General features: G+C 72.0%; 14 protein-coding genes and 1 pseudogene. 9 read left to right on the forward strand and 6 right to left on the reverse strand.

The window, feature by feature from the left end; genetic code table 11:
• The first annotated feature begins 206 nt into the window (after nt 1-206).
• On the forward strand, nt 207-680 hold the full coding sequence (locus C9F13_RS09755; protein ID WP_108446080.1) for a methylglyoxal synthase: 474 nt from the start codon (nt 207-209) through the stop codon (nt 678-680).
• Nucleotides 681-705: 25 nt separating this feature from the next.
• Here the strand turns inward: C9F13_RS09755 and C9F13_RS09760 are convergent, their stop codons facing one another.
• Entirely contained in the window at nt 706-1,095 is a 390-nt protein-coding gene (locus tag C9F13_RS09760; RefSeq protein ID WP_108446081.1) for a fluoride efflux transporter FluC, read from the reverse strand.
• On the reverse strand, nt 1,092-1,475 hold the full coding sequence (locus C9F13_RS09765) for a fluoride efflux transporter FluC (protein WP_108446082.1): 384 nt from the start codon (nt 1,473-1,475) through the stop codon (nt 1,092-1,094). The genes C9F13_RS09760 and C9F13_RS09765 overlap by 4 nt, the downstream gene beginning before the upstream one ends.
• A gap of 363 nt (nt 1,476-1,838) precedes the next feature.
• Here C9F13_RS09765 and ybiO point away from each other — a divergent pair, with 363 nt between their 5' ends.
• Nucleotides 1,839-4,160 (forward strand): mechanosensitive channel protein, encoded by a 2,322-nt coding sequence (ybiO, locus tag C9F13_RS09770; protein WP_425432878.1) that lies wholly within the window; start codon nt 1,839-1,841, stop codon nt 4,158-4,160.
• Between the two features lie 343 nt (nt 4,161-4,503).
• Here the strand turns inward: ybiO and C9F13_RS09775 are convergent, their stop codons facing one another.
• The 4 genes from C9F13_RS09775 to hemC are packed head-to-tail and all read right to left on the reverse strand — an operon-like array spanning nt 4,504 to nt 9,037.
• Complete coding sequence (locus C9F13_RS09775; RefSeq protein ID WP_108446084.1) at nt 4,504-5,757, reverse strand: heme biosynthesis HemY N-terminal domain-containing protein; 1,254 nt, start codon at nt 5,755-5,757, stop codon at nt 4,504-4,506.
• Nucleotides 5,754-7,295 (reverse strand): uroporphyrinogen-III C-methyltransferase, encoded by a 1,542-nt coding sequence (locus C9F13_RS09780; RefSeq protein ID WP_108446085.1) that lies wholly within the window; start codon nt 7,293-7,295, stop codon nt 5,754-5,756. Before C9F13_RS09780 ends, C9F13_RS09775 begins: the two co-directional genes overlap by 4 nt.
• 6 nt (nt 7,296-7,301) lie before the next feature.
• On the reverse strand, nt 7,302-8,096 hold the full coding sequence (locus C9F13_RS09785; RefSeq protein ID WP_108446086.1) for a uroporphyrinogen-III synthase: 795 nt from the start codon (nt 8,094-8,096) through the stop codon (nt 7,302-7,304).
• A complete protein-coding gene (gene hemC, locus C9F13_RS09790; protein ID WP_108446087.1) occupies nt 8,096-9,037 on the reverse strand; it encodes a hydroxymethylbilane synthase in 942 nt (313 codons plus the stop codon). The genes C9F13_RS09785 and hemC overlap by 1 nt, the downstream gene beginning before the upstream one ends.
• Nucleotides 9,038-9,270: 233 nt before the next feature.
• Here hemC and argH point away from each other — a divergent pair, with 233 nt between their 5' ends.
• The 7 genes and pseudogenes from argH (at nt 9,271) to C9F13_RS09825 (ending at nt 15,389) form a co-directional block, all read left to right on the forward strand.
• Nucleotides 9,271-10,680, forward strand: coding sequence for an argininosuccinate lyase (gene argH, locus C9F13_RS09795; protein WP_108446088.1), 1,410 nt, complete (start codon nt 9,271-9,273; stop codon nt 10,678-10,680).
• A pseudogene (gene lptM, locus C9F13_RS17865) lies at nt 10,680-10,790 on the forward strand (LPS translocon maturation chaperone LptM); the annotation flags it as partial. The gene argH and the pseudogene lptM, both read left to right, overlap by 1 nt.
• Nucleotides 10,791-10,875: 85 nt before the next feature.
• Nucleotides 10,876-12,156, forward strand: a complete 1,281-nt coding sequence (gene lysA / locus C9F13_RS09805; protein WP_108446090.1) for a diaminopimelate decarboxylase — start codon at nt 10,876-10,878, stop codon at nt 12,154-12,156.
• Nucleotides 12,156-12,989 carry a diaminopimelate epimerase gene (gene dapF, locus C9F13_RS09810; RefSeq protein WP_108446091.1) on the forward strand — a complete coding sequence of 278 codons (834 nt, stop codon included), beginning with the start codon at nt 12,156-12,158 and terminating at the stop codon, nt 12,987-12,989. Before lysA ends, dapF begins: the two co-directional genes overlap by 1 nt.
• 44 nt (nt 12,990-13,033) lie before the next feature.
• Nucleotides 13,034-13,750: a DUF484 family protein gene (locus C9F13_RS09815; protein ID WP_108446092.1), complete on the forward strand. Its 717-nt coding sequence runs from the start codon at nt 13,034-13,036 to the stop codon at nt 13,748-13,750.
• Complete coding sequence (locus tag C9F13_RS09820; protein ID WP_108446093.1) at nt 13,747-14,664, forward strand: tyrosine recombinase XerC; 918 nt, start codon at nt 13,747-13,749, stop codon at nt 14,662-14,664. Before C9F13_RS09815 ends, C9F13_RS09820 begins: the two co-directional genes overlap by 4 nt.
• On the forward strand, nt 14,661-15,389 hold the full coding sequence (locus C9F13_RS09825; protein ID WP_108446094.1) for an HAD family hydrolase: 729 nt from the start codon (nt 14,661-14,663) through the stop codon (nt 15,387-15,389). Before C9F13_RS09820 ends, C9F13_RS09825 begins: the two co-directional genes overlap by 4 nt.
• Nucleotides 15,390-15,392: the final 3 nt, after the last annotated feature.

Here is a 15,392-nt window from a genome sequence, read left to right on the forward strand (position 1 = left end):
CAACATATCCTGCAGCACGTGCTCCGCTGCCCGGGAACCTCGCCTCTCCGAACTGCTTGGCTTTCACGCTCTTATTCGCCCGAGGCGCCGGCATGACGGGAGCGACGAGGCATCGCCAGCCACGCCGCCGAACGCCCGAAAAAGTAGTAAACTTACCTTAAAGTCGCTATCGTCAGCGAAGGAATCCCCTTCCGAGGAGCATCGAGATGTCACACCGACCGCCGCGCAACGTGACGCGCACCCTGCCGGCCAGCAAGCGCATCGCGCTGGTGGCCCACGACGGCAAGAAGGAGGAGCTGCTCGAGTGGGTGGCCCGCTGGGAGGCGACCCTGGCGGGGCACGCCCTGGTCGGCACCGGCACCACGGCCGAGCGCATCTCGCGCCAGCTGGGGCTCGCGGTGGAGGGCCTGATGAGTGGACCGCTGGGCGGCGACCAGCAGATCGGCGCGCGCATCGCCGAGCAGCGCCTCGACCTGCTGATCTTCTTCTGGGACCCCTTCGCGCCGCAGCCCCACGACCCCGACGTCAAGGCGCTACTGCGCCTGGCGGCGCTGTGGAACGTTCCGGTGGCCTGCAACGCGGCGAGCGCCGACTTCATGGTCAGCTCCCCCTGGCTCGAGCAGGAGTACGCGATGACCATCCCCGATGCCGGGGCCTGGGTGTCGTCGCGCACCGCCTGAGCCGCCGGGACAAGGCGCGATGCCCTCAGGCCCGCGCCGCCGCCCGCCGGCCGGCGCGCTGCCCCAGCCAGGCCGCCGCCAGCCACAGCGGCACGCTCGCCAGCACGTAGCCAAGCGACAGCCAGGGATGGCCGGCCTGCAGCAGCCGCAGCGTCTCGAGGCCGAACAGGGAGAAGGTGGTGAAGCCGCCGCAGAAGCCGGCGACCAGGAAGGGCTGCCAGCGCGCCACCCGGCCATGGACCCGGTGGGCGGCGAAGGCGGCGAAGGCGGCGATCAGCCAGGAGCCGAGACCATTGATCGCCAGCGTGGCCCAGGGGAAGCGCGGCCCGGCGAGCGCCACCCCGACGAGGTAACGCAGCGCCGCCCCCAGGCCGCTGCCGAGCCCCACGGCGGCGTAGGCGCGCCAGGCGATCAAGAGAGCCCTCCCGTGAGCCATGCACCCGCCAGCAGGGCCGCAAAGCCCCCCACCAGGGTCGTGAGGACGTTGGCCACGGCGGCGCCATGCCGCCCCTGCTGGGCGAGGGTCAGGGTCTGCAGGCTGAAGGAGGAGACGGTGGTGTAGCCACCCAGCAGGCCGATGGCCCCAAGCGACCACGCCGGCCCCGAGGCCGTCGGCCCCAGCGCGCCGGCGAGCCCGCCCATCAGCAGGGCGCCGCTGAGGTTGACCGCGAGGGTGCCCCAGGGCAGGCCGGCGCCCAGGCGGCGCGCCACGGCGTCGCCCAGCGCCAGGCGCGCCATGCCCCCCAGCCCCCCGCCGGCGGCCACCAGCCACAGTTCACTCCACCCCGCCGTCATCTCGCCTCCTTCGACCGCGCCTCGACTTCAGCCGCCTCTTCCCGTCGCGACCGCCGGCATATCAAGACATTATGATACTCTGCTAACCATCACGACGCTGGCCCACCCCACATAAAAAAGGCCACCCATCGAGGGTGGCCAAGAGTATCGCATGCTTGCCTTGCAGGGGGCGGCGACCCTTGGCCGCCGCGTTGATGACAATATTGGCAGACAAATCTCATGATGTACAATGTTTGTACATAAAAAAGGCTCGCGACCCTCGGGTCGTGATCGCCACGCCAAACCCGTACCATGCCGACTAGGTACCCAGTACCGCTCCCCTGACACCCCATCGCCAACGCGCCAAGAGACGGAGGTCACCGCGTGAACCCTATGCGAGCCCTGACAGCCCTGGGCGTCTGGCTGCTGCTGGCCCTGGTGGCCATCGGCAGTCCGGCCCAGGCCCAGCAAGCCGACACCGGCAGCGAACCGCCGGCCTACTCCACCCTGGCCGACCTGCTCGAGAACGCCGAGAGCCGCCAGCAGCTGATCGACCAGCTGCGCGGCCTGGCCGCCCAGACCCCGGGCACCGACGCCGCCGCCTCGGCGGCCGCCGAGGCCAGCGCCGAGGCGCCCTCCCTGCCGCGCCAGCTGGCCCAGGCCACCAGCCGCATCGCCGGCGAGGTCGGCACCCAGCTGGCCGAGGCGGCGGAGGCGATCGGCGAGCTGTTCGCGGGAAGCGACGGCGCCAGCGCCGAAATCGATATGGCCGCGGTCGGCGATGCAGCCATCAATCTGGGGCTGGTGATCCTCGCCACCGTCGCGCTCTTCCTGATCATCCGCGCGCTGGCCAAGCCGGTCTTCGGCCGCATCAGCCAGTGGTCGCTCAACGGCCAGGGGCTCAATCCGGTGGTGCGCCTGGTGCTCTGCGTGGCGCTGGCGGCGCTGATCGACGTGCTGGTGGTGGCCCTCTCCTACGTCGGCGGCAACCTGGTCGCCACCTTCGCGGTGGGCGAGGCCGGCGAACTCTCGACCCGGGCCTCGCTGTTCCTCAACGCCTTCCTGGTGATCGAGCTGCTCAAGGCGGGTGTGCGGATGCTCTTCGCCTCGCGCTACGAGGGGCTGCGCCTGCTGCCGATCTCTGCCGGCGAGGCCTCCTACTGGAACCGCTGGATCGCCCGGCTGATCGGCCTGGTCGGCTACGGCCTGATGGTGGTGGTGCCGCTGATCAGCGCCTACCTGGCCCCGACCCTCGGGGAGAGCGTCGGCACCCTGATCATGATCGGCGCCTTCGTCTATGCGGTGGCGGTGGTGCTGAGCAACCGCGCGCGGCTGCGTGACGCCCTCAACCACAAGGCCCAGCAGACCACCATGGCCGCCAGCCGGGTCTCGCTGCAGCTGTTCGCCCGCACCTGGCACCTGTTCGCCCTGGCCTACTTCGTGATGGTGCTGGTGCTGACCCTGACCCGCCCCGCGGACGCCCTGCCCTTCGTGCTCTTTGCCACCCTCAAGACCCTGGCGACCGTGGTGGTGGGCATGCTGGCCTCCAGCTTCCTGACCCAGACCATCGGCCGCCAGATCCGGCTCTCCGATGACCTGCGGCGCAAGCTGCCGCTGCTCGAGCCGCGCCTCAACAGCTACGTGCCCAACGCCCTGCGCGTCATCCGCGCGCTGATCCTGATCACCGTGATCATGATCGTGCTGAGCGCCTGGGGCGCCTTCGACCTCTCCGGCTGGTACGCCTCCGAAGCCGGTCGCGAGCTGGTCGGCAAGATCGTCAGCGTGATCGTGATCCTGGCGGTGGCCGCGGCGGCCTGGCTGGGGCTCGCCAGCCTGATCGAGCACAAGCTCAACCCGGAGACCGGAGGCGGCGTGCCCTCGGCGCGGGCCCAGACCCTGCTGGCGCTGTTCCGCAACGCCCTGGCCATCGCCCTGGTCACCATGACGGCGATGATCGTGCTCTCCGAGATCGGCATCAACATCGGCCCGCTGATCGCCGGCGCAGGGGTGCTGGGCCTGGCCATCGGCTTCGGCGCCCAGAAGCTGGTGCAGGACATCATCACCGGCATCTTCATCCAGGTGGAGAACGCCATGAACACCGGCGACGTCGTCACTCTGGGCGGCATCACCGGCACGGCCGAGAAGCTGAGCATCCGCTCGGTGGGCATCCGCGACCTCTCCGGCACCTACCACATCGTGCCCTTCTCCAGCGTCGACACCGTCTCCAACTACATGCGCGAGTTCGGCAACCACGTCGGCGAGTACGGCATCGCCTACCGCGAGAGCATCGACGAGGCCATCGAGCAGCTCAAGCTGGCCTTCGAGGATCTCCAAGCCAGCGAGGAGCACGGCCACAAGCTCCTCGAGCCGCTCACTGTGGCCGGCGTGGTGGCCCTCGCCGACAGCTCGGTCAACATCCGGGTGGTCATCAAGACCACGCCCGGCGACCAGTGGGCCGTGGGACGCGCCTACAACCGCCTGGTCAAGCTACGCTTCGACGAGGCCGGCATCGAGATCCCCTTCCCGCACACCACGCTCTACTTCGGCGAGGACAAGCAGGGTCGCTCGCCGGCGGCCAACGTGCGGATGCTGGACGCCGCGTCGCGCCGGCGCCCCGCCGAGGACGCCCCGGGCGACGATACCGGCCACGGCGTGCAGGAGATCGCCGACGCCGACCATCGCCAGCCCAACGACAGCGAGGTCTAGACGCTCGCCCGCAGGCGCCCGCGGCGCCTGCTCGCATCGACAGCGGGGTCGCCGAGGGCGGCCCCGCTGTCGTTAGATCGGGTGATAGTAGAGAGGTCCCGCTCAGGGGGCAGACGCCCCAAAGCGGGGTGATCCGGTGCGTAGCCGGTGCGAAGAGAGGGGCGCGGCCTCGAGGGGCGTGGCGGGCGGCAAGCCGGCATTCCTTGCTCCCCCCCCCTTGCTCCACCCGAGCGCACCAACGAGACACCCGCATAGCGCAAGGTGCGCAAACCAAGAGGGGCTGCCCATCGGCAGCCCCTCTCGTGGGTGGGTCACGTCACGGCAACCCCGGGTCACGCATCGCTCAGGACGCCGCCTTGGCCGCCTTCGCGTCCGACTCGGGCGCCTCGGTGGGTTGCGGCAGCGAGGGCAGCGACTTGTCGAGCAGCTCGACGCTCTGGCGGTAGAAGAGCTGGCTCTTCTGGTGCTCGCCCAGGTTGGCATAGAGCCGGGCCAGTTCCGCGCACGCCACGCCGCTGGGGCGCTGGCGCTGGCTCGCCTCGAAGTACTCCTGGGCCTTGCCCCAGTAGGCGTTGCGCAGCGCCAGGCGCCCCAGGGTGAGCAGCAGGTCCGGGTCGTTGGGCCGCTCCTGCAGCCACTTCTCGGCCACCACCAGCTGGCGACGGGCATCCACGTCGAGCAGGCCGTAGCGCAGCACCAGGCGGCTGTCCCAGTGCTCCTTGAGGGAGTGGCGCAGCAGTCGCTCGGCGATGCCCTCCTGGTCGCCGCGCACCAGCGCCTCGGCGTAGAGCACGATCAGGTCGTTGTTGGTGCGCAGGTAGTCGGGCATGTCGGCCCAGAGGTTGCGCACCCGCTCGATGTCGCCGGGGTTGCGGGCCTCCTGGCCGATCAGCTCGCGGTAGGCGCGCAGCTCGAGCTGCTCGCGCTCCTCGCGGGAGATCAGCTGCTGCGCCCCCAGCCGCGGCATCAGGCGGCGCAGGCCGTCCCAGTCGCTGACGCTGAGGTAGGCCTGCTTGAGCTGCTTGAGGACCTGGGGGTGGTTGGGCAGGTGGCGGTCCAGGCGGGTCAGGATCGCCAGCGCCTCCTCGTACTGCTGGCGATCCAGCATCAGCTGGGCCTGCATCATGCCCACCGCGGTGTCGGCCCCCTCGGTGCTCAGGTGCGCCCGCTTGAGCAGGGTGTCGGCCTGCTCGTAACGCCCCTGGTAGTGGGCGGCCAGGGCCGCGGAGAGGTAGTTGACCAGCGGCGTGCTGGAGTCATCGGCGGCCTTGACCAGGGCCTTCTCGGCGCGCTTCCAGCGCCCCTCGGCGAGCGCCACCAGGCCGCGCACGGTGCGCTTCATGGCGGTGCGGTTGCGGGCGCGGCTGTTCCACACCTTGAAGCGGCTGACCGGCCGGGTCAGGCGCATCAGCAGGCGCAGGCCGAAGTGCAGCGCGATGAACACCGCCAGCAGGATGACCAGGCCGAACCAGAAGGAGGTCTGGTAGGAGGTGTCGCCCACCCGCACCAGCCAGTAGCCCGGCACCGACATCATCAGCTGGCCGAACAGCGCCCCGAGCGCGAGGCCCAGGACCACGATCAGGATCAGCTTTCTCATGCGTCATCTCCCTGGCCGCCCTCGGCCTGATCGGCGGCGCGGCTCTCGAAGCGATGCTCGATGAAGCTCGCCAGCGCCTGCTGGGAGCCGCTGATGTCCGGCAGCTCGGGACGGATGCTGCGCTGCTGGAGCTCCTCGAGGCGCGCGACCACCGACTGCACGCCGGGCGCCTCCATGTCGTAGTAGCCGCGGATCAGCGTCAGGGCCTTGTCGAGGCTTGCCTCGTAGAGCTCCTGCTCCTCCTTGAGCAGCGCCAGCTGGGACTGCTCGAGCACCAGGCGCACGCTCTGGCGCAGGTAGGACTCCTGCTCCGGGGCGATCAGCGCCTCCAGGGCCTCGTCGTGCTTGCGCACGGTGACCAGGTCCTTGAGCTCGTTGCCGAAGCGCGACAGCTGCTGCTGCCAGCCGCCGGTGGGCGCCTCCTCGATGACGGCATCGGCGGTCATCTCCTCGATGTCCTGGGCCAGGGGCTGGCCGGCGATCAGCTCCTGCTGGGCGTTGAGTGCCAGGTAGAGGCCGGTGCGATCGACCGTCGGCACGGCCTCCAGGGCGGCGAGCTCGGAGGCGATCTCGCGGCGCACCGGCACCAGGGCGGGGTTGTCGGCCTCGCGCAGGCGTGCATCGGCGGTGCGCAGCAGGGCCGCGGCGCCCTCGACGTCGCGCTCCAGCTGCAGGCGCTGGTTGGCCAGGCGCAGCAGGTAGGCCGCCTCGGCGTGCAGCCAGTCGCGCTCGTCGGTCTCCTGCTCGCGGGAGAGCTCGTCGAGCACCCGGTCGAGGGTCTCGTCGACGCTGCCGCGGTAGTCCGCGAAGTCGGCACGCAGACTGGAGAGGGTCGACTCGAGGGCCGCGTCACGCTCGCTCTCGGCGCTTTCGAGCTGCGCTTCCAGGTCGCCCAGGGCGGACTCGCTGGCGACCTCGGCGGGCAGTGCGGAGAGACGCTGCTGCTGCGTCTCGAGCTTCTGCCAGGCCTGCCAGCCGAAGACGCCCACGCCGATGGCGAGCAGGATCACCAGCACCAGCGCCACACCACCGGCCTTGCCACCGCCCTGGCCGCCGCTCTTGGCGGTGGCGGCACCGCCCGCCGGGGGCTTGCCGCCGTCGGCGGCCTTGGGCTTGTCGGCGGGCGCGTCCTGGGCCTTGGCCTTGCCGGTGCCGGCGGCACCCGCGGCCGGCTTGTCGGCGGAGGCGTTATGGGTCTTGGCCTTGTCGGTGCCGGCGGCGCCGGAGGTCGGCTTGGCGGGCGCGGCGTTCTGCGTCGTCGCCTTGTCGGTGCCGGCGGCCGGCTTGTCGGCGGAGGCGCTCGGCGTGCCGGACGACGCGCTAGCGTCCTGCGCGGCCGCGTCCTGCTTCTCCTGCCCGGCCGCGGCGCCGGCCGAAGCCGATGAGCCGCCCTTGCCGCGGCGGCGCGAGCGGCGGGAGGACGAACCGCCGGCCTTGTCGGCCTCGCCGCTCCCCTGACCGCCCGGGGGCGTCGATGCGCCCTGGGCCGCATCGGAAGGCGTCTGCTGTTCGTCCTGATCGTTTGGTTGCTTGCTCATCTGTCGCTAGCCCTTTTCGAGATCATCATGATCGACATCGGCCTCCTCAGGGGCGCTGCTCCCGGCGACCGCGGCCGCCAGGGCGGCAGGGGTGGCACCCGACGCCACCACGGGGACACGAAATCCCAGCCTGCCGGCCAGTGTAGCCAACCGCGCGCTGGAAACGATTAGCGGTTGGTTCAAGGCGGCATCCGTACACCATCCTGCCAGATGTTCGAGGATTTCTCCGCTGCTGACCACCAGCGCCCGGTAATCGCCCGTCGCCAGCCGCGCCTGCAGGGGTGGCGCGGGGTCGAGCAGGCGGCGCCGGTAGACCGCCAGGCGCGTCACCCTCGCGCCGCGCGCGGACAGGGTGTCGGCGAGCAGGGTTCGCCCCCCCTCGCCGGTCACCAGCAAGACCCGCTGCTCGTCGAGGGCCCGCAGCGAGGCGAGGCACAGCAGCGCCTCGCTGGTGTCCTCGCCGCTGTCCGGCGACGGCACGTGCACGCGCACCCCGAGGTGGTGGTGCAGGGCGGCGGCGGTGGACGCCCCCACCGCATAGTAGTCGATGCCGACCGGCAGCTGCGGCCAGTAGCGATCGAGCGCATCAGCCAGGCACTCGGCGGCGAAGGGGCTCACCACCACCACCTTGTCGAACTGGTCGACGTCCAGCCAGGTGCTGCGCGCCGCCGGCGTCTCCGCCAGCGGCTCGAGGCGCATCACCTCCAGGCGCGCCACGGGCAGGCCGCAAGCCTCGATGGCCGCGGCCAGCGGGGCCGCGCGCTCGCCCGGACGGGTGATCAGGACCGGTCGGCTCGCCATCAAACGGCGCCGTAGACCTCGGCGAGGATGTCGCCGGCGCCCTGGTCGAGCAGCTCCTCGGCCACCCGGATGCCCAGCGCCTCCGGCTCGTGGATGGACCCGCGCCCCTCGGCGCGCAGCACCCGGGTGCCCTCCGGGTTGCCCACCAGGGCGCGCAGCCACAGGGTCTGGCCGTCGTTCTCGAACACGGCGTGGCCGCCGATGGGCACCTGGCAGCCCCCCTCCAGGCGGGTGTTCATGGCGCGCTCCGCGCGCACCCGGGTGGCGGTGGCCGCGTCGTCCAGCGGCGTCAGCAGCGCCAGCAGCTCCGGGTCGTGGAGGCGGCATTCGATGCCCAGCGCCCCCTGGCCGCAGGCCGGCAGGCAGACCTCGGGCGGCAGCTCCATGGCGATGCGCGCCTCGAGGCCCAGCCGCTTGAGGCCGGAGGTCGCCAGCAGGATGGCGTCGTATTCGCCGGCATCGAGCTTGCCGAGGCGGGTCTGGACGTTGCCGCGCAGGTTGAGCACCTCGAGGTCCGGGCGCGCCTCGCGCATCTGCAGGCCACGGCGCAGGCTGGAGGTGCCGATGCGCGCGCCCTCGGGCAGAGCGTCCAGCGACGCGTAGTGGTTGGAGACGAAGGCGTCGGTGGGCTCGGCGCCCTCGAGGATCACCGAGAGGCCCAGGCTCTCGGGGAAGTGCATCGGCACGTCCTTCATGGAGTGCACGGCGATGTCGGCGCGGCCGTCGAGCATCGCCTCCTCCAGCTCCTTCACGAACAGCCCCTTGCCGCCGACCTTGGCCAGCGGCGTGTCGAGGATCTTGTCGCCGCGGGTGGACATGGGCACCAGCTCGACCGTGAGACCGGGATGGGCGGCCATCAGACGGTCGCGGACATGCTCGGCCTGCCACATGGCCAGTTGACTCTTGCGGGTGGCGATACGCAGGGTGTTGATGGCTTGCACGTGGTTCTCCCGTACCGGTTGGCCTGCCGATGGCGCGCGATGCGCTGGCGCCCGGTGATGATGTGGATACGCCTCATCATAAAGCACCGCGCGAAGCAGGAAAAATCACGGTGCGGCGAGCGTGCCCCGCCCCTCGCCAGCCCCTCGGACTCTGGTACACTTTCCGCCATGTCAAGGCAGCGCCGCCATGGCGGTGCCCATCACCCCTTTCGTCAAGCAGGATGCCCAGCCCGATGAGCCCGAGTCCTTCCAACCCCGGCACCAATCAGTCCTGGGGTGGCCGCTTCAGCGAGCCCACCGACGCCTTCGTCGAACGCTTCACCGCCTCGGTCGGCTTCGACCAGCGCCTCGCCCTCCACGACATCCAGGGCTCAGTCGCCCACGCCACCATGCTGGCCCGGGTCGGCGTGCTGACCGACGCGGAGCGCGACGCCATCGTCCAGGGCCTCGACGAGATCCGCGGCGAGATCGAAGGCGGCACCTTCGAGTGGTCGGTGGCGCTCGAGGACGTGCACATGAACATCGAGGCACGGCTCACCGCCAAGATCGGCATCACCGGCAAGAAGCTGCACACCGGCCGCTCGCGCAACGACCAGGTGGCCACCGACATCCGCCTCTTCCTGCGCGACGAGATCGACGCCGTGGCCGCGGAGCTTGCGCGCCTGCGCGCGGGGCTGATCGACCTGGCCGACCGCGAGGCCGACACCATCATGCCCGGCTTCACCCACCTGCAGACCGCGCAGCCGGTGACCTTCGGCCACCACCTGCTGGCCTGGCAGGAGATGCTGGCCCGCGACCACGAGCGCCTGCTCGACTGCCGCAAGCGGGTCAACGTGCTGCCGCTGGGCGCCGCGGCGCTGGCCGGCACCACCTACCCCATCGACCGCCACGTCACCGCCGAGCTGCTGGGCTTCGAGCGTCCCGCCGAGAACAGCCTCGACGCGGTCAGCGACCGGGACTTCGCCATCGAGTTCACGTCCTTCGCCAGCATCCTGCTGATGCACCTGTCGCGGATGAGCGAGGAGCTGGTGCTGTGGACCAGCGCCCAGTTCGACTTCATCGACCTGCCCGACCGCTTCTGCACCGGCTCCTCGATCATGCCGCAGAAGAAGAACCCCGACGTGCCGGAGCTGGTGCGCGGCAAGACCGGGCGCGTCTACGGCCACCTGATGGGCCTGCTGACCCTGATGAAGTCCCAGCCGCTGGCCTACAACAAGGACAACCAGGAGGACAAGGAGCCGCTGTTCGATACCCTGGACACCGTCAAGGGCTGCCTGCGCGCCTTCGCCGACATGGCCCCGGCCATCGAGTCGAAGAAGCCGAGCATGGCCGAGGCCGCCCGCCGCGGCTTCTCCACCGCCACCGACCTGGCCGACTACCTGGTGCGCAAGGGCGTGGCCTTCCGCGACGCCCACGAGATCGTCGGCCAGTCCGTGGCCTTCGGGCTCAAGGAGGGCAAGGACCTCTCCGAGATGAGCCTCGAGGAGCTCCGACAGTTCTCCGACACCATCGAGGCGGACGTCTTCGAGGTGCTGACCCTCGAGGGCTCGGTGGCGGCCCGCAACCACATCGGCGGCACCGCCCCGGACCAGGTGCGGGCCGCGGCCCAGCGCGCCCGCGACGCCCTGGCGAGCCTGGCCTGATGGGACGCCTGCTCCCCGCCGCCCTGGCCCTGGCCCTGGCCCTCGCGCTGGCCGGCTGCGGCCAGAAGGGCCCGCTCTACCTGCCCGGCGACGAGGCGGCCGCCGAGCGCTATGACCCTGCCGGCGAGCAGGCGACGTCGGACGACGCCGCCGCCCCGCAGGACGACGACACCGCCCGCGACGACGAGAGCTAGCATGGATCACTTCGACTACCGCGACGGCGTCCTCTACGGTGAGGACGTGCCGCTCACCCGCATCGCCGACGAGTTCGGCACGCCCTGCTACGTCTACTCCCGGGCGACCCTGGCGCGCCACTACCGCGCCTACGCGGAGGCCCTGGGCGGCCACCCGCACCTGATCTGCTACGCGGTGAAGGCCAACTCCAACCTGGCCGTGCTGGGCCTGCTGGCGAAGATGGGCGCCGGCTTCGACATCGTCTCGGTGGGCGAGCTCGAGCGCGTGCTCGCCGCCGGCGGCGACCCGGCCCGGGTGGTCTTCTCCGGCGTGGCCAAGCAGGAGGCCGAGATGGCCCGCGCCCTGGAGGCGGGCATCAAGTGCTTCAACGTCGAGTCGCGCCCCGAGCTCGAGCGCCTCAACGCCGTGGCGGGCCGGCTCGGCCGGCGGGCGCCGGTCTCGCTGCGGGTCAACCCGGACGTCGACGCCGGCACCCACCCCTACATCTCCACCGGGCTCAAGGACAACAAGTTCGGCATCCCGGTGGACGAGGCGCTGGCCGTCTACGAGCTGGCGGCGTCGCTGCCCCACCTCGAGGTGGTTGGCCTGGACTGCCACATCGGCTCCCAGCTCACCGAGCTCGCCCCCTTCCTCGACGCCCTCGACCGCCTGCTGGTGCTGCTCGAGCGGCTGCGCGAGCGCGGCATCGAGGTCGAGCACCTCGACCTCGGTGGCGGGCTCGGCGTGCCCTACCACAACGAGCGCCCGCCGGCGCCCTTCGACTACGCCACCGCCCTGCTCGAGCGGCTCTCGGCGTGGCCGGGCAGCGAGCGGCTGACCCTGCTCTTCGAGCCGGGCCGCTCGATCGCCGCCAACGCCGGCGTGCTGCTGACCCGGGTCGAGTTCCTGAAGCCCGGCGAGACCAAGAACTTCGCCATCGTCGACGCGGCCATGAACGACCTGATCCGCCCGGCGCTCTACCAGGCCTGGCAGGCGATCCTGCCGGTGGACACCCGCCACCCGCGCGACGCCGCCACCTACGACGTGGTCGGCCCGGTCTGCGAGACCGGCGACTTCCTGGGCAAGGATCGCGAGCTCGCCATCGCCGCGGGCGACCTGCTCGCGGTGCGCTCCGCCGGCGCCTACGGCTTCGTGATGGCCTCGAACTACAACAGCCGCCCGCGCCCCGCCGAGGTGATGGTCGACGGCGACCGGGTGCACCTGGTGCGTCGCCGCGAGCGCCTCGAGGAGCTGTGGGCCGGCGAGGCGCTGCTGCCCGACGATGCGGGAGAGGCGCGCTGATGCTCCTGCACTTCACCAAGATGCATGGGCTGGGCAACGACTTCATGGTGGTCGACCTGGTCACCCAGCGGGCGCGCTTCAGCGAGCAGGAGATCCGCCGCCTGGCCGACCGGCGCTTCGGCATCGGCTTCGACCAGCTGCTGGTGGTCGAGCCGCCCCGCGACCCGGAGATGGACTTCCGCTACCGCATCTACAACGCCGACGGCAGCGAGGTCGAGAACTGCGGCAACGGGGCGCGCTGCTTCGCGCGCTTCGTGCGCGACCAGCGCCTGACCCACAAGCACGAGATCCACGTCGAGACCGCCGGCGGCCCGCTGACCCTGGTGGTCGAGGACGACGGCCGGGTGCGCGTCGACATGGGCGCCCCGCGCTTCGCCCCGGAGGCGCTGCCCTTCGACGCCGCCGAGGACCGCGTCGTGCACGCCCTCGAGGTGGACGGCGAGCGCCTCGAGGTGGGCGTGGTCTCCATGGGCAACCCCCATGCGGTGCTGCGGGTCGCCGACGTCGACCGCGCCCCCGTCGAGCGGCTGGGGCCGGCCATCGAGGCCCACCCGCGCTTCCCCAAGCGGGTCAACGCCGGCTTCATGCAGGTGGTGTCGCCCCACGAGATCCGCCTGCGCGTCTATGAGCGCGGCAGCGGCGAGACCCTGGCCTGCGGCACCGGCGCCTGCGCGGCGGTGGCCAGCGGCATCCGCCAGGGATTGCTCGAGAGCCCCGTCACCGTGCACCTGCCCGGCGGCGAGCTCGTCATCGAGTGGGCCGGCGACGCCGCCCCGCTGATCATGACCGGACCGGCCGAACGCGTCTTCGACGGCCGCGTCGTGCTGAACTGAGTCGCTCTGCCCCCAAGGACCCTCGCCACCCCAGGAGAAGCCCCATGACCCGAGCCGCCCCCGATCCGCGCAAGACCCTCGATCCCGATCGGGTCGCCGAGTGGCTGGCCCGTCACCCGGACTTCTTCGTCGGGCGCGAGGGCCTGCTGCAGCAGCTCAAGGTGCCTCACCCCGAGAGCCGCGGTGCCACCTCGCTGCTCGAGCGGCTGGTGCACGACCTGCGCGCCCGTGCCGAGCAGGCCGAGTGGCGCCTGGAGCAGCTGCTGGAGTCGGCCCGCTTCAACGAGGGCCAGTACCGGCGTACCCGGGAGCTGATCCTCGCGCTGCTCGAGGCCGAGGACAACGACGCCCTGGGCCAGGCGCTGGCGACCCAGCTGAGTGAGCACTTCCATACCCCGGCGGTGGCGCTGTGGTGCCCGGCGAGCCTCACCGACGCCGAGCCCCGCCCGCCCCAGGCGCCCCGGCAGGTGCTCGACGACCACGCCGGCCAGCGCCTCGCGGCGCTGCTCGACGGCCGCGCCAGCCGCTGCACGCGGCTGACCCCCACCGACTGGAAGCGCCTGCTGCCCCACGCGCCGGCGCCCGCCAAGGCCGGCTCCTGCGCGGTGGCCCGGCTGACCCTGGGCGAGCCGCTGGGCTACCTGGTGCTGGCGAGCCCCGACCCCGACCACTTCCGCGCCAGCATGGACACCCTGTTCACCGACTACGTGGGCGAGGTGGTGGCGCGCCTGCTGGTGCGCATGGCGCCGGCCTCGTCGTGAGCACAGCCCCCCTCGCGTCCGAGGTCGAGGCCTTCGTGGCGGCGCTGGCGCGCACGGCGAGTCCCGCCACGGCGGACGCCTACCGGCGCGACCTCGAGGCCCTGACGGCCTTCCTCGCCGACGAGGGGATCGACGACTGGTCGCGCCTCGATGCCGCCCTGCTGCGCCGCTTCCTCGGCGGCGAGCGGCTGCGCGGCCTGGCCCCGCGCAGCCTGGCCCGGCGCCGCGCCGCGATCTCGCGCTTCGCCGCCCACCTGGTGGAGCGGGGGCGGCTGGCCCACAACCCGGCCGCCCTGGTGAAGGCCCCGCGCCAGCCCCGCCACCTGCCCCGGCCGCTGGACGTCGACCAGCTCTCCCGCTTCCTCGACACTCCCCACGACGACTCGCCGCTGGCGCGGCGCGACCAGGCGATGCTGGAGCTCTTCTACTCCAGCGGCCTGCGCCTGGCCGAATTGGCAGCGCTGGACCTTCCCGATCTCCAGCCGCAGCGGGTCCGGGTGCTCGGCAAGGGCGGCAAGCCCCGCCAGGTGCCGGTCGGCCGCCGGGCCCGCCAGGCGCTGGACGCCTGGCTCGCGGTGCGCGGCCAGCTCGCCGCGCGCGACACCCAGGCGCTGTTCGTCGGGGTACGCGGGAGTCGCCTCGGCCATCGCGGCATCCAGCGGCGCCTCGCCGAGCTGGCCAGGGCGCGCGGGCTCGCCGAGCACCTCCACCCGCACCGGCTGCGCCACTCCTTCGCCAGCCACCTGCTGGAGTCGAGCCAGGACCTGCGCGCGGTGCAGGAGCTGCTCGGCCACGCCGACCTCGCAACCACCCAGGTCTACACCCGGCTCGACTGGCAGCACCTGGCGGCGAGCTACGACGCCGCCCACCCGCGGGCGCGCCGCCGCGGCAACGACAATGGAGAGCCCTCATGAGCCTGCGGGCGATCACCTTCGACCTGGACGACACCCTGTGGGACAACCGCGGGGTGATGGCGCGCACCGAGACCGGCCACTACGCCTGGCTCGATGAGGCCCTGACCGACTGGCTGTCGCGCCGCGGCGAAGCGCGCGGGCGCTTCGCCGAGCGCTACCCCCTGGCGGCCTATCAGGCGGCGCGCGGCCGGCTGGCCGAGCGCTTCCCGCCGCGACGCGGCGACTTCACCTGGCTGCGCGAGCGCGCCCTGGTGGAGCTGCTGGAGGCCTACGGGCTCCCGCGCAGCACCGCCTGGCTATGGGCCGCCGCCGCCATGGCGCGCTTCCATGCGCTGCGAATCGAGGTCGCGCCCCACCCCGAGGTGGAGCCGCTGCTCGAGGCGCTCGGCAGACACTACCGGCTGGGGGCCATCACCAACGGCAACCTGGCGCTGCACCGCCTGGCGCTGCATCGCCACTTCCGGGTGGCCATCGCCGCCGGCGAGATCCAGGCCCCCAAGCCGGACGCCCGGCCCTTCCTGGCCGCGCTGGCGCGCCTCGAGACCGCACCCTCCCGGGCGCTGCACGTGGGGGATTCCTGGCAGGAGGACGTGCTGCCGGCGCGGCGGCTCGGGATGCAGGCGGTGTGGATCGCCCCGGACGCCCCGGCGGGGACGCTGCCCGAGGGGGTGCATCGGCTCGCGCACGTGCGCGAGCTGCCGGCCCTGCTGGCCGACCTCGGCTAGTCG

Origin of the sequence: Halomonas denitrificans (genome assembly GCF_003056305.1) — a bacterium.
GTDB classification, from domain to species: Bacteria; Pseudomonadota; Gammaproteobacteria; order Pseudomonadales; family Halomonadaceae; genus Halomonas; species Halomonas denitrificans.